Source organism: Streptomyces sp. NPDC110618, assembly GCF_055657065.1.
In genome coordinates this window covers 353,156-366,314 of the sequence record NZ_JBVKBN010000004.1, presented here as the reverse complement: position 1 = coordinate 366,314, position 13,159 = coordinate 353,156, and the positions used below count along the sequence as shown (strand labels likewise).

15 protein-coding genes are annotated in these 13,159 nt (G+C 72.0%); 9 read left to right on the top strand and 6 right to left on the bottom strand.

The genetic code is table 11. The features are described from left to right. Positions 1-108: 108 nt before the first annotated feature. A complete protein-coding gene (locus ACZ7L7_RS10520; protein ID WP_285510451.1) occupies positions 109-519 on the bottom strand; it encodes a hypothetical protein in 411 nt (136 codons plus the stop codon). 59 nt (positions 520-578) lie between these two features. Here ACZ7L7_RS10520 and ACZ7L7_RS10515 point away from each other — a divergent pair, with 59 nt between their 5' ends. After that, on the top strand, positions 579-1,283 hold the full coding sequence (locus ACZ7L7_RS10515) for a uridine kinase family protein (RefSeq protein ID WP_453600945.1): 705 nt from the start codon (positions 579-581) through the stop codon (positions 1,281-1,283). Positions 1,284-1,459: 176 nt separating this feature from the next. Here ACZ7L7_RS10515 and ACZ7L7_RS10510 read toward each other — a convergent pair whose 3' ends face one another. Next, positions 1,460-2,203 carry a SigE family RNA polymerase sigma factor gene (locus tag ACZ7L7_RS10510; RefSeq protein ID WP_093723085.1) on the bottom strand — a complete coding sequence of 248 codons (744 nt, stop codon included), beginning with the start codon at positions 2,201-2,203 and terminating at the stop codon, positions 1,460-1,462. Positions 2,204-2,487: 284 nt separating this feature from the next. Here ACZ7L7_RS10510 and afsQ1 point away from each other — a divergent pair, with 284 nt between their 5' ends. The 5 genes from afsQ1 to ACZ7L7_RS10485 all read left to right on the top strand — a co-directional run bounded on the left by afsQ1 (position 2,488) and on the right by ACZ7L7_RS10485 (position 6,281). After that, entirely contained in the window at positions 2,488-3,165 is a 678-nt protein-coding gene (gene afsQ1, locus ACZ7L7_RS10505) for a two-component system response regulator AfsQ1 (RefSeq protein ID WP_037886857.1), read from the top strand. After that, positions 3,162-4,742 (top strand): ATP-binding protein, encoded by a 1,581-nt coding sequence (locus tag ACZ7L7_RS10500; RefSeq protein WP_471592731.1) that lies wholly within the window; start codon positions 3,162-3,164, stop codon positions 4,740-4,742. The genes afsQ1 and ACZ7L7_RS10500 overlap by 4 nt, the downstream gene beginning before the upstream one ends. Further along, the gene (locus ACZ7L7_RS10495) at positions 4,742-5,344 is read left to right on the top strand and encodes a hypothetical protein (protein ID WP_285510455.1); all 603 of its coding nucleotides are present in this window, start codon (positions 4,742-4,744) and stop codon (positions 5,342-5,344) included. Before ACZ7L7_RS10500 ends, ACZ7L7_RS10495 begins: the two co-directional genes overlap by 1 nt. An 81-nt stretch (positions 5,345-5,425) precedes the next feature. Further along, positions 5,426-5,980 (top strand): VanZ family protein, encoded by a 555-nt coding sequence (locus ACZ7L7_RS10490; protein WP_285510456.1) that lies wholly within the window; start codon positions 5,426-5,428, stop codon positions 5,978-5,980. A gap of 97 nt (positions 5,981-6,077) precedes the next feature. Continuing rightward, entirely contained in the window at positions 6,078-6,281 is a 204-nt protein-coding gene (locus ACZ7L7_RS10485) for a PspC domain-containing protein (RefSeq protein ID WP_285510457.1), read from the top strand. A gap of 71 nt (positions 6,282-6,352) precedes the next feature. On the opposite strand, the gene ACZ7L7_RS10480 is transcribed toward ACZ7L7_RS10485, so the two are convergent. Together ACZ7L7_RS10480 and ACZ7L7_RS10475 are read right to left on the bottom strand one after the other, a co-directional pair. Beyond that, positions 6,353-6,718 (bottom strand): ATP-binding protein, encoded by a 366-nt coding sequence (locus ACZ7L7_RS10480; protein ID WP_285510458.1) that lies wholly within the window; start codon positions 6,716-6,718, stop codon positions 6,353-6,355. A gap of 138 nt (positions 6,719-6,856) precedes the next feature. After that, positions 6,857-8,014 (bottom strand): adenosine deaminase, encoded by a 1,158-nt coding sequence (locus ACZ7L7_RS10475; RefSeq protein ID WP_261719280.1) that lies wholly within the window; start codon positions 8,012-8,014, stop codon positions 6,857-6,859. 113 nt (positions 8,015-8,127) lie between these two features. On the opposite strand from ACZ7L7_RS10475, the gene ACZ7L7_RS10470 reads away from it, so the two are divergent. Further along, a complete protein-coding gene (locus tag ACZ7L7_RS10470; RefSeq protein ID WP_285510459.1) occupies positions 8,128-8,883 on the top strand; it encodes an alpha/beta hydrolase in 756 nt (251 codons plus the stop codon). A gap of 529 nt (positions 8,884-9,412) precedes the next feature. Here the strand turns inward: ACZ7L7_RS10470 and ACZ7L7_RS10465 are convergent. Further along, the gene (locus tag ACZ7L7_RS10465) at positions 9,413-10,366 is read right to left on the bottom strand and encodes a LysR family transcriptional regulator (RefSeq protein WP_285510460.1); all 954 of its coding nucleotides are present in this window, start codon (positions 10,364-10,366) and stop codon (positions 9,413-9,415) included. Positions 10,367-10,429: 63 nt separating this feature from the next. On the opposite strand from ACZ7L7_RS10465, the gene ACZ7L7_RS10460 reads away from it, so the two are divergent. After that, positions 10,430-11,713 carry an MFS transporter gene (locus ACZ7L7_RS10460; RefSeq protein WP_285510461.1) on the top strand — a complete coding sequence of 428 codons (1,284 nt, stop codon included), beginning with the start codon at positions 10,430-10,432 and terminating at the stop codon, positions 11,711-11,713. 137 nt (positions 11,714-11,850) lie between these two features. Beyond that, the gene (locus tag ACZ7L7_RS10455; protein ID WP_471592728.1) at positions 11,851-12,855 is read left to right on the top strand and encodes a sigma-70 family RNA polymerase sigma factor; all 1,005 of its coding nucleotides are present in this window, start codon (positions 11,851-11,853) and stop codon (positions 12,853-12,855) included. Here the strand turns inward: ACZ7L7_RS10455 and ACZ7L7_RS10450 are convergent. Then, on the bottom strand, positions 12,748-13,134 hold the full coding sequence (locus tag ACZ7L7_RS10450) for an STAS domain-containing protein (protein WP_285510463.1): 387 nt from the start codon (positions 13,132-13,134) through the stop codon (positions 12,748-12,750). The genes ACZ7L7_RS10455 and ACZ7L7_RS10450 overlap by 108 nt on opposite strands. Positions 13,135-13,159: the final 25 nt, after the last annotated feature.

Sequence of the window (13,159 nt, the reverse complement as noted above, 5' to 3'; positions counted from 1 at the left end):
CCGAGACCGGAGAGCCGCGACTCCCCTCCGTCCGGGGGAGACGCGGCTCTCTGCTGTGCCCGATCCTGTGCCCGATCCTGTGCCCGGTCCTGTGCCCGATCGGCCAGTTCAGCCGCCGAGCAGGCCCGTGGCCTGGCCGAGGACCGGGATGTTGCCGATCGACTGCGCCTGGGCGACCGGCGCGGTGAGCATCTGGGACGTCAGCGGCTGGAAGTCGCCGAGCTGGGTGCCCACGCCGTTGTCGAGGGGGTCGACGCCCGTGCCGGCCAGCGGGTTGGGCTTGAGGCCCGCGACCGGGCCCGTGACATAGCCGACGGTGCCGGTGAGGGCCGTCAGGCCCGCCTGCGGGTCGACCTTTCCGAGCGAGGTGGGCCGGGTGCGGAGCACCTGGTCCATGACCGGCCCGGCGTCCGCCGCGGCGGCCAGCGGCGCGGCGACGCCCAGGGCGGCACCGGCGGTCGTGAGGACGGCCAGGGCTCGCCGGGCGGTGGGGTGGGGGGAGGACGCGTGTCCGGCCATCGGTTCTGCCACCTTCTGACGCAGCGGGTAATCAGGTCGACACGAAGGGTAGTTGAGGTGTGACGCAGGCATCAAAGCCGACCCGCGGAGTCGAGGAACAGCAGGTATGTACGTCATATTGGTGTTCCGTGAGCTCCCATCCGCCCTTCCCCGCCCGAGTCGTGCTGCTCTGCGGCCCCTCCGGCTCCGGCAAGTCCCTCATCGCGGCCCGCTCCGGCCTCCCGGTGCTGCGGCTCGACGACTTCTACAAGGAGGGCGACGACCCGACGCTGCCCCTGGTCCTCGGGAGTTCCGACATCGACTGGGACCACCCCGAGTCCTGGGACGCGGACAAGGCCGTCGCCGCCATCGAGGCGCTGTGCCGCACGGGCCGTACGACGGTCCCGGTCTACGACATCTCCCTGAGCGCCCGTACCGGCGAGGCGCCCGTGGACATCGGGAGCACCCCGCTGTTCATCGCCGAGGGCATCTTCGCGGCGGAGATCGTCACCCGCTGCCGGGAGCTGGGCCTGCTGGCGGACGCGCTGTGCCTGAGCCGCGGCCCGGTGACCACCTTCCGACGCCGTTTCCTCCGCGATCTGAAGGAGGGCCGCAAGTCGGTGCCCTTCCTGCTGCGCCGCGGCTGGCGGCTGATGCGGGCCGAGCGGTCGATCGTGGCCCGTCAGACGGCGCTGGGCGCCCACGCCTGCGACCGCGACGAGGCGCTGGCCCGGCTGTCCGACGCCACCGCCGGTCGCGCCGTACGGACGACGACGCCCGCGTAGGCGTCCGGGCGCACAAAAGAAACGGGACTGGACGGACCCCCCGGCCCTCCAGTCCCGCTCCTCTTGGTGCTCCCCCGTATTCCCCCGTGGTGCTCTCCCCCGTGAGTCCCCCCAAGGTCCCCCCGTGAGCATCCCCCCGGTTACTGCTCCCCCGTGTTGTGCTTCCCCCCGAACCTTCAGGCGACCAGTTCGCCGAAGGCGTCCTCCTCGTCACGGCCGAAGCTGAGGACCTCGTCCTCGCGCAGCCGGCGGAGCGACCGCCAGATGCTCGACTTCACCGTGCCGACACTGATGTCGAGGATGTCCGCGATCTCCGGGTCGGTACGGCCCTCGTAGTAGCGCAGGACCAGCATCGTCCGCTGGAGTTCGGGCAGCCGGGCCAGCGCCTGCCACAGGACCGCGCGCAGCTCGGTGCCGCGCATCGCGTCCGTGTCGCCGGGCGTCTCCGGCAGCTCCTCGGTCGGGTACTCGTTCAGCTTGCGGCGGCGCCACGCGCTGATGTGCAGGTTGGTCATGGTGCGGCGGAGGTATCCGCCGACGGCCGCCTTGTCACTGATGCGGTCCCAGGCCTTGTACGTCGAGAACAGCGCGCTCTGCAGCAGGTCCTCGGCCTCGAACCGGTCACCGGTGAGGTGGTAGGCGGTGGCGTACAGGGAGGCGCGGCGCTCCTGGACGTAGGCGGTGAACTCCGCCTCCGACAGCGAACGACGCTCCCCCGAGTCCTCCCTGTACGCGCTTCCCCCGTGTGCTTCCCCCGTGAAACCGTCAACCACCGTCATGTACGCGGTGTGCTGACGTCCGGCGCCGCGAGCGCACCCCCGCCCGCTCACAGCACCGGACTTCTCCGAGCCCCGGCCCCCGTTCACGTCGTGCAGACGCGTGACAACTGCGCTGGAGCTTGCACTGTGCAGCGTGTTCATCTCGCGCCCCCCGTCGTGGACTTCCGGTGTTCGGCTTGCTTCCTTGCCTGTGCCGAAAAGCTTGCCCCCGCACCTTCATCGCCGTGTCCGCCGACTGTCACAGACCTGTCACAGGGGTCGGTCGCGCATGACGCACCCTCGTCGCGCAGGGCGTCCCACGCGGTCGCACCATGACGTCCCGCCCGGTCGCGCATGACGTACCGCTCGGTCACGCAGCGCAGCCGTGGGGTGATGTACCTGTCCAGGTGTCGAAACCCCGACCCTCATGGGCCAGAATGACCCCCGTGCCTTCCCTGTTGCTGATCGAGGACGACGACGCCATCCGCACGGCCCTGGAGCTTTCGCTCACCCGCCAGGGTCACCGGGTAGCCACGGCTGCCACCGGTGAGGACGGCCTGAAGCTGCTGCGCGAGCAGCGGCCGGACCTGATCGTGCTGGATGTGATGCTGCCCGGCATCGACGGCTTCGAGGTGTGCCGTCGTATCCGGCGCACCGACCAGTTGCCGATCATCCTGCTCACCGCGCGCAGCGACGACATCGACGTGGTGGTCGGCCTGGAGTCCGGCGCCGACGACTACGTCGTCAAGCCCGTGCAGGGCCGGGTGCTGGACGCCCGGATCCGTGCCGTGCTGCGGCGCGGCGAGCGGGAGTCCAACGACGCGGCGACCTTCGGCAGCCTGGTCATCGACCGGGCCGCGATGACGGTCACCAAGAACGGCGAGGACCTCCAGCTCACGCCGACCGAGCTGCGGCTGCTGCTGGAGCTGAGCCGGCGGCCCGGACAGGCGCTGTCGAGGCAGCAGTTGCTGCGGCTGGTGTGGGAGCACGACTACCTCGGTGACTCGCGGCTGGTGGACGCCTGTGTCCAGCGGTTGCGCGCCAAGGTCGAGGACGTGCCGTCCTCCCCGACCCTGATCCGTACGGTCCGTGGTGTCGGCTACCGGCTGGACGCGCCTCAGTGACAGACGCGCAAGGGGGGTTCCGCGGCTGGTTCGCGGGGCGCAAGGGAGTTTGGTCACGGCTGCGCTTCACCAGCCTGCGGCTGCGACTGGTGGTCGTCTTCGGGCTGGTGGCGCTCACCGCGGCGGTGTCCGCGTCGGGAATCGCGTACTGGCTCAACCGCGAGGCGGTACTCACCCGCGCCCAGGACGCGGTGCTGCGGGACTTCCAGCAGGAGATGCAGAACCGGGCCGGGGTGCTGCCGGAGCGGCCCACCCAGTTCGAACTGCAGCGGGCCGCCGACCAGATGGCCAGCGGCAGCCAGCGCTTCAGTGTGCTGCTGGTCGCCGAGAACCCCGACGGCCGTACGGTCTCGGGCAGTTCGGGCGGTCTGAGCGGCTTCACCCTGGGTGACGTACCGAAGTCGCTGCGGGACGCGGTGGCGGAGAAGCAGGAGGTCAACTCCTCCAACAAGTACGCCTACCACCTGTACTGGCAGCGGACGGTCGAGGACGACACCCCCTATCTGGTCGCCGGGACCCGGGTGATCGGCGGCGGGCCGACCGGGTACATGCTCAAGTCCCTTGAGCCGGAGGCCAAGGACCTCAACTCGCTGGCCTGGTCGCTGGGGATCGCCACCGGTCTGGCGCTGATCGGCTCGGCACTGCTCGCGCAGGCCGCCGCGACGACCGTACTGAAGCCCGTGCACCGCCTCGGTGTCGCCGCCCGGCGGCTCGGCGAGGGCAAGCTGGACACCCGGCTGCGGGTCTCCGGCACCGATGAACTGGCCGACCTCTCGCGCACGTTCAACAACGCCGCCGAGGCGCTGGAGAAACGGGTCGCGGACATGGCCGCGCGGGACGAGGCGTCCCGGCGGTTCGTCGCCGACATGAGCCATGAGCTGCGTACCCCGCTCACCGCCATCACCGCCGTCACCGAGGTGCTGGAGGAGGAGCTGGAGGCGGAGACCGGGTCCATGGACCCGATGATCGAGCCCGCCGTCCGGCTGGTGGTCAGCGAGACCCGGCGGCTGAACGACCTGGTCGAGAACCTCATGGAGGTCACCCGCTTCGACGCGGGCACCGCCCGGCTGGTCCTGGACGACGTGGACATCGCCGACCAGATCACCGCCTGCATCGACGCCCGCGCCTGGCTGGACGCGGTCGACCTGGACGCCGAGCGCGGCCTCCACGCCCGTCTCGACCCGCGCCGCCTGGACGTCGTCCTCGCCAACCTCATCGGCAACGCGCTCAAGCACGGCGGCTCGCCGGTGCGGGTGTCGGTGCGCGAGGAGGGCGACGAGATCGTCATCGCGGTACGGGACCACGGGCCGGGTATCCCCGAGGACGTCCTGCCGCACGTCTTCGACCGCTTCTACAAGGCCAGCGCCTCCCGCCCGCGCTCCGAGGGCAGTGGTCTGGGCCTGTCCATCGCCCTGGAGAACGCCCATATCCACGGCGGTGAGATCACCGCCGCCAACTCCCCGGAGGGCGGCGCGGTGTTCACGCTCCGGCTGCCCCGGGACGCCTCCTCGCTGACCGGGGAGGCCGAGGAGAACAGGGGCAACGGCAAGGGCAAGGACGAGAAGGGCGAGGCGTGATGAACGTACGCCGACTGCTGGCGCTGCCGCTGCTCGCCGGGCTGCTCACCGGCTGCGGCATCCGGGCCACCGAGGTGCCGACCGACTTCGGGCCCGCGCCGTCCCGGGTGCACTGCACCCACGCCGGGGCGGACATCACCACCCAGGCGTCCCGAGGTGTGCCCGTCCAGGTGTTCCTGCTGTGCCGCTCGTCCCTGGTGGCCGTGGACCGCACGGTACGGGTCCCGGAGAACGCCCCCGACTCCCAGCGGCGGGTCCTGGTCGCCCAGGGCCTCCTGGACGAGCTGCGGGCCAATCCGACGGGACCGGAGCAGGAGGCGGGCTACACCAGCGAGGTCCGCGGCAGTCTCGCGGTGAAGGGGCCGCGCCCCGACGACCCCGAGGACACCCTCCGTCTGAGCACCCCGCCCGACGCCCTCGGCCCGGTGGCCCTGGCCCAGATCGTCTGCACCTTCTCCGACTCGGCCACCTCCGAGGGCGACGGCTCGGTCATCCTGGGCGGCCCGGACGAGGACGAGGTACGGCGGTACGAGTGCACGGAGGAGGTACGGGCCCGGCCGGGCACCGAGACTCCCCCGTCGTCAGCGGTGAAAGGCACCTGAGGCCCCTGCGGCCGTCAGCCGGAACACAACCCCCCAACGGTCACCGGAACCAACCGCAACAGATCCCGCGTCTAGCCCAGCGTGCAGCGTCAAGGCTCCATCGGCGACGCCAACGCCGATCCCCGTATCCGTGTGACAGTCGGCGGCCTCCTGGCCGCCTACCTCGCGTTCGTCGCCTGGTTCACGCTGCGGCCCCTGGACGTCCCCTGGGTGATGCCCCCCAACCTGCGCCCGTTCGCCGGCATCGAGGCCGACTTCGCGCTGGGCTGGCAGGCGGGTGTGCGGCGGATCGCCGAGGGGCTCGCCCTGCTGGCGCCGCTGGGCGTCCTGCTGCCCGCGGCGCACGGCAGGATCACCGTGTCCCCGCTGGGCTCGCTGATCCGTACCGTCGCGGCGGGCGCGCTGATCTCCCTGGGTATCGAGCTGTTCCAGACCGGGGTGCCCGGCCAGGTCGTGGACGTCGACTCGCTGATGCTGAACACGGTCGGCGTGGCCCTCGCGCACACCGCGGTGGTACCGGCGGCACGCCACTGGCTCCGTCGCAGGACCGAGCGGGAGCACGGGACGTCGGCCCTGAAGGAGGAGGCTCCTCAGGGTAGGACCCCGACGATTCCCAGGGTCGGGATCGCACCGTAGAGCGACGCTTTGCCCGCTTCGTCTCCGTAGCGTGGAGGTCAGTTGAGGCAGCCGGAAGGGCCGGCCGCCTCCGACCACCTACCTGAAGGAGCCGAAGATGTCCCGTCTCGCCCGCCCCACCCATGGCCGCATGATCGGCGGAGTGTGCGCCGCGCTGGCGCGACGCTTCGGGATGTCCGCCACCACCATGCGGGTGCTGTTCCTGCTGTCCTGTCTGCTGCCGGGTCCGCAGTTCCTGCTCTACATAGCGCTGTGGATCTTCCTGCCCTCCGAGGACAAGGCGGCCCGCACCGCCTGGTGACCTCGTCGACGGAACGCCCAAGGGGCGCACCCCGGGTCCAAGGGGTGCGCCCCTTCGGTGCGCGTGGGGGCTCAGCCGCCGAGCGGCAGGCCGTTCACACCCGTGCCGGCGCCGCCGCCGGGCAGCACCTTGCCGACCGGGAGGCCGCCGAGGAGCCCCGCGACCGGCGCGGTGGGACCGTCGGCGAGCACCTTCTGGGCGACCGGCTGTGCGGCGGCCACGCCCGCGCCGACCGCGCTCTGCCCCTGGGCCAGCGCCTCGCCGGCACCCGGCAGCGCCTTGGAGACGTTCTCCGCGGGCAGCGTGCGGGTCACCGTGTCCAGGGCCGCACCGGCGTCCGGCACGGCCGGGGCGGCGTTCGCGGCGCCGGCACCGGCGGCGGCGAAGGCGGCACCGAGGGCGGCGACACCGAGGGTCTTGGCAGCAGACTGCTTCATTGAATGCGTCCTCGAAATGGGGTGACGGGGATATGAGCGGTCCACGACCGTAAACATGCCGGGCCGCCCGCCGCAAACATCGAAATGCGGACGGATTGTGAACGCCCGCCCGCATTTCAAGTCGCCGATATCCCCGGATCAGCCGCCCTCGGCCGCAGAACCGCTGGTAGAGGCCGTCTGCTGGAACAGCCACTCGGATTTCAGTTCGGCGTAGCCAGGCTTGATCACGTCATTGATCATGGCGAGTCGTTCATCGAAAGGAATGAACGCTGATTTCATCGCATTGACGGAGAACCACTGCATGTCGTCGAGCGTGTAACCGAATGCGTCGACAAGGTGCTCGAATTCCCGGCTCATACTGGTGTGGGACATCAGCCGGTTGTCGGTGTTCACCGTGGCCCGGAAGTGCAGCCGCCGCAGCAGGCCGATGGGGTGCTCGGCGTAGGAGGCGGCGGCGCCGGTCTGGAGGTTGGAGCTGGGGCACATCTCCAGCGGGATGCGCTTGTCGCGCACGTAGGAGGCGAGCCGGCCGAGGTGGACGGTGCCGTCGTCCTTGACCTCGATGTCGTCGATGATGCGCACCCCGTGGCCGAGCCGGTCGGCGCCGCACCACTGCAGGGCCTGCCAGATGGACGGCAGGCCGAACGCCTCGCCCGCGTGGATGGTGAAGTGGTTGTTCTCGCGCTTGAGGTACTCGAAGGCGTCGAGGTGCCGGGTGGGCGGGTAGCCGGCCTCGGCACCGGCGATGTCGAAGCCGACGACGCCGAGATCGCGGTAGCGGTTGGCGAGTTCGGCGATCTCCAGGGCGCGGGCGGCGTGCCGCATAGCGGTCAGCAGGGCGCCGACCCGGATGCGGTGGCCGCTCTCCCGGGCGAGCCGTTCGCCCTCGCGGAAGCCCTCGTTGACGGCCTCGACGACCTCTTCGAGGCTGAGCCCGCCGTCGAGGTGCTGTTCGGGGGCGTAGCGGACCTCGGCGTAGACGACGCCGTCCTCGGCGAGGTCCTGGGCGCACTCCCGGGCGACGCGGACCAGGGCGTCGCGGGTCTGCATCACGCCGACGGTGTGCGAGAAGGTCTCCAGGTACCGCTCCAGCGAGCCGGAGTCGGCGGCCTCGTGGAACCAGGTGCCGAGCTTGTCGGGGTCGGTCTCCGGGAGGCCGGTGTAGCCGTTCTCCCGGGCGAGTTCGACGACGGTGCCGGGGCGCAGGCCGCCGTCGAGGTGGTCGTGCAGCAGAACCTTGGGCGCCCGGCGGATCTGGTCCGGTGTCGGGGTGTTCGCGATGGTCTGGCTCGTCATCTTCGCACTCTAACGCCTACGCGCGTAGATCGCCCGGCGGCGGTTTCCGCCGATATGGAACGGTGACCAGCCGGACAGGTGGCGTACACCCGTGCTTCTGACACTGTTCTGTCATGGCGCAACAAGCGACGCCGGTTCGTACGGCCCGGCTGGGGAGACCGCTCGGCCCGGAACCGGCGACGGTCTGTGGGGTGGTCCTGCTGCTGCCCGGGGGTGAGGAGACGTCACATCGCCGTCCCGCCACGATGCTGGGGACGGCGCCGGTACGCGCGCTGGGCCGCCGGCTGGCGCGCGCGGCGAAGGCGGACGGGCTGGCCGCGCACCTCGTGCACTACCGGTGGCGGGGCTGGAACGGCACCGAGGAGAACCAGGCGCGGGACGCGGACTGGGCGGTGGAGGAAGTGGTACGGCGCTACGGCGACGTTCCCATTTGCCTCGCCGGGTTCGACATGGGCGGCCGCGCCGCACTCCGGGCGGGCGGCCATGAGGCGGTCAACTCCGTGCTGGCGATAGCCCCTTGGCTGCCGGAGGAGGACCGTTCGGTGCCGCCGGAACCGGTGAAGCAGCTCGTGGGCCGCCGCGTGCTGATCGTGCACGGCACCAACGACCGCCGTACGGACCCGGAGTTGTCCTTCCGTCTGGCGGCCCGGGCCAAGAAGTCCAACCGGGACGTCTGCCGTTTCGAGGTCCACTCCGACGGCCACGGTCTGCACCACCACCGCGACGAGGTACTGGCGTTGGCGGAGAACTTCGTGAGGGGAGCGCTCTTCGGACGGCACTTCGCCCGCCCCGTGGAGGACGCCTTCGCGGCGCCGCCGCCGCTGGGACTGCGGATGCCGCTGGCCTCGGGGTTCGGGAAACGCCGCTGAGCGGTGCCGCGGGAGGGCGACTTCACGGCACCGGCACCGGCCTGCGCGCTCGGGCGGAGCGGTTGGGGGCACGGCTGCACCGGTACCGCGCCGGGTTCCCGCGCGGGCACGTCACCGCCCAGGGGAGGCTCCCCATGCCACGCCGCTGGGCCCGGCCCACCTTGTCCGGCGCGGGCGGAGGCCGCATCGAGGGCAGCAGCACGGCCTCGATCTGGTCCGGTTCGAGCGCGGGGTAGGTCTCGATGGAGCGGCCCGCGCCGCGCCGTGGGGTGTCGTGGCCCCGCCCCGCGCGCCCTGGGTGCGACGGCCGGCCTCGCTCCGCACCGAGGGCTCCTCCGCGCGAGCACGCCACCGGAGGCCCGCCACGCCGCTGAACCCCGCCCGGCGACCGCCGCCGAGGAGGCTCGCCGCCCGCACGGGCCCCGTAGGAGCTGGGCCGTCCGGCTGCTCGGGTCGGGGTGATGGGCGGAGCGGCCGTTCCGGGGACAGGGCCGCGGCTTCACCGCGTCCCCTTGGGTGGGCGCGGTGGTCAGGCCGGTAGCAAATTGCCCCGCTTCGACAGCAGGAACTTCTTGAAGGCGGCCACCGGGGGTGTGTCCGGGTGGCCGTCGAGCCAGGCGACCCCGATCTCGCGGACCGCGCGCGGGGCCGTGACCGTCAGTTCCACAACTCCGGGCCGGGGTACGGCGGGTGGGGGCAGCAGGGCCACGCCCAGGCCTGCCGCCACCAGGCCGCGCAGGGTTTCCGCCTCCTCGCCCTCGAAGGCGACGCGGGGCTTGAAGCCCGCCTCGCGGCACAGGTCGTCGGTGATGCGGCGCAGGCCGTAGCCGGGTTCCAGGGTGACGAAGGTTTCCTCGGCGGCCTCGGCCAGGCGGATGCGGCGGCGGCCCGAGAGACGGTGGTCGGCGGGGACGACCAGGCGCAGCTTCTGCTCGTCCAGACGGCGCGCGACCAGGTCGGGGGCGTCCGGGACCGGGGAGGTCAGGCACAGGTCCAGCTCGCCCGCGCGCAGGCCCTCCAGCATCGCCTCGCCGTAGTTCTGGACCAGGCTGAAGCGGACCCGGGGGTGGTCGGCACGGAAGGCGCTGATGAGGCCGGGGACCGTCTCCCAGCCCATGGTGTGCAGAAAGCCGAAGGCGACCTTGCCGGTGGCCGGGTCGGCGTCCGCGCGGACCTCGTCGGCGGCCCGCTCGACCTCGGCGAGGGCGCGCTCGACGGAGGCGAGGAAGGTGCGGCCCGCCGGGGTGAGGGAGACCGTGCGGCCCCGGCGGGCGAACAGCTCGACGCCCAGGTCCTGTTCGAGGCGGACCATGGCCCGCGAGAGGGTCGACTGCGGCACCCGCATCTCCCGCGCGGCCCGCGTGACGTGCTCGGTGCGGGCGACGCCGGCGAAGTAGGCGAGCCTCGGCGCCAGCAACATCGCCATGTCTTCTGTGTCACTGGACGGTGACAGTCGCGCCCGTGAGCTCTGCTGATGCTTCATGGGAACGATTATGGCGATTCCATGCATTGGACGGATGAGCGTGGCCGTCCCTACCTTCGAAGCATGACTCCCGCCAGTACCGGGGCGTCCACCACCGTGGGCGCCGCCACGACCGTTTCCGCCGCTTCCTCCACCGACTCCCGACTGACCCCGGGCGGCCCCGGCTACCGCCGGATGAGCTTCGCCCTGTTCCTGGCCGGGGTGGCGACCTTCGCGCTGCTGTACTCCACCCAGGCCCTGCTGCCGCTGATCTCCGGCGACTTCGGGGTGACGGCGGGCGAGGCGAGCTGGACGGTGGCGGCGGCGACCGGTGGTCTGGCGCTGTTCGTGCTGCCGATGAGCGCGCTGTCGGAGCGGTTCGGCCGCCGTACGGTGATGACCGCCTCGCTCGCGGTCGCGGTCGCCCTTGGCATGCTGGTCCCCTTCGCGCCGAACCTGACCGCGCTGGTCGTGCTCCGGGCGGTGCAGGGCGCGGCGCTGGCCGGTCTTCCGGCGTCGGCGACGGCGTACCTGGCCGAGGAGGTCCGCCCCAAGGCGCTGGTCACGGCGATCGGTCTGTTCGTGGCGGGCAACAGCGTGGGCGGTATGAGCGGCCGGGTGATCACCGGCTGGGTCGCCCAGGAGTGGGGCTGGCGGGTGGCCGTCGGCGTGATCGGCCTGCTGGCCGTGGCGTGCGCGGTGGCCTTCCGGCTGCTGCTGCCCGCGCCGCGGCACTTCACGGCGGGCTCGCTGAAGCCGCGGGTGCTGCTCGGCACGGTCCGCGACCACCTCGCCGACCCGCTGCTGCGCCGCCTGTACGCGATCGGCGCGCTGTTCATGACGGTCTTCGGCGGCGTCTACACGGTGATCGGCTACCGCCTGACGGAGGCCCCGTTCGGGCTGCCGCAGGGCATCGTGGGCTCGATCTTCCTGGTCTACCTGGTGGGCACGGTCTCCGCGTCCACGGCGGGGCGTCTGGTGGGCCGCCTCGGGCGCCGGGGCGCGCTGTACGCGGCGGGCGGTACGACGGCGGCGGGACTGCTGCTGTCGCTGGCGCCCTCGCTGCCGCTGGTGCTGCTGGGCCTGGTCCTGATCACCGCCGGCTTCTTCGCGGGGCACGCGGTGGCGTCCTCGGCGGTCGGCAGGACGGCGACGCGGGGCCGGGCGCAGGCGGCGGCGCTGTACCAGTCGGCGTACTACATCGGCTCCAGCGCGGGCAGCACGGTGGGCGCGCTGGCGTTCCACTCGGGCGGCTGGGCGGGCACCGTGGGTGTGGGCCTGCTGGCGGTGCTGGGCGTCGTGGCCATCACGGTGCTGGGCACCCGGGCGGCCCGGATCCAGCGCCGGGCGCTGGTCACGGCCGCCTGAGCCCGGGCCGGGAGCACCTGCTCCCACCTGCGCCTTCGCCCACTCGGCACGCCATTGTCAGTGGCCTGCGGTAGCTTCCGAAGTGTCCGACGCGATGAGACGTAGGACACAGCGACGGCCACAGGGGTGGGTGGACGATGAGCGACACGGCGACCACGACGGATCTCGACGCCACACTGGAGCGGCACCGGGTGGAGCTGACCGGGTACTGCTACCGCATGCTCGGCTCCTCCTTCGAGGCCGAGGACGCGGTGCAGGACACCCTGGTCCGCGCCTGGCGCAGCTACGACAAGTTCGAGGGCCGCTCCAGCGTCCGCTCCTGGCTGTACCGCATCGCCACCAATGTGTGCCTGGACATGCTGAGCGCGGGCAACAAGCGGGCCCGCCCGATGGACCTGACCGAGTCCACGCCGCTCGCCCAGGCCGCCCTCTCCCCGCGCCCCGACCACACCTGGCTGGAGCCCATGCCGGACGCCCGGGTGCTGCCGACGGTGGAGGACCCGGCGGAGGCCGCCGTGGCCAAGGAGTCGGTCCGGCTCGCCTTCATGGCCGCGCTCCAGCAGCTGCCGCCCAAGCAGCGGGCGGTGCTGATCCTGCGCGAGGTGCTGGCCTGGAAGGCGAGCGAGGTCGCCGAACTGCTCGGCACCTCGGTCGCCTCCGTGAACAGCGCCCTGCAGCGCGCCCGCGCCACGCTCTCCGAGCAGCGGCAGGCGGGCGAGGCGGCGGCCGTGTCGGACCCGCTGGACGAGGAGCAGCAAAAGCTCCTGGAGCGCTATGTCGCCGCCTTCGAGGGGTACGACATGACGGCGCTGACGGCGCTGCTGCACGAGGACGCCATCATGACGATGCCGCCGTTCGACCTGTGGCTGACCGGCCCGGCGGACATCACCGGCTTCATGACCACGCTCGGCGCCTCCTGCGCCAATTCCCGGCTGCTGCCCGTCCAGGCCAACGGCCTGCCCGGCTTCGCCCACTACAAGCCGGACCCGGACACCGGCGGCTACACCGCGTGGGCCGTGCAGGTGCTGGAGACCTCACAGGGCCGGATCACCGGGTTCCACTGCTTCCTCGACACCAAGCGCTGGTTCCCGCTGTTCGGCCTGCCCCTCAACCTCGAAGCGGAGCCCGACCAGGCCCAGTAGCGCCCCCAGCGCCGGATCGGGATCACGCAGCCGTATCCGCCCGCCCGCGCGCACCGCGGCGAGCTGGAGCCGGGCCAGCAGATCGACGGTGCCGAGGCCCGGCGGCCCGAGCCCTCCGACATCGCACACCACGACGCCGGCGGCGGATCTTTGCAGCAGCGCGCGCACGTCGTCGCACAGCCGCGTCAGGGTGTCCTGGGAGACGGGGCCGGCCGGCACGAGTACCGCGGGTGTCATGGCGTCCACGACCGGTAGACCACGTGGGCGCACGGAACTCATCGCGGGTCTGCCGGGGATCACAGTG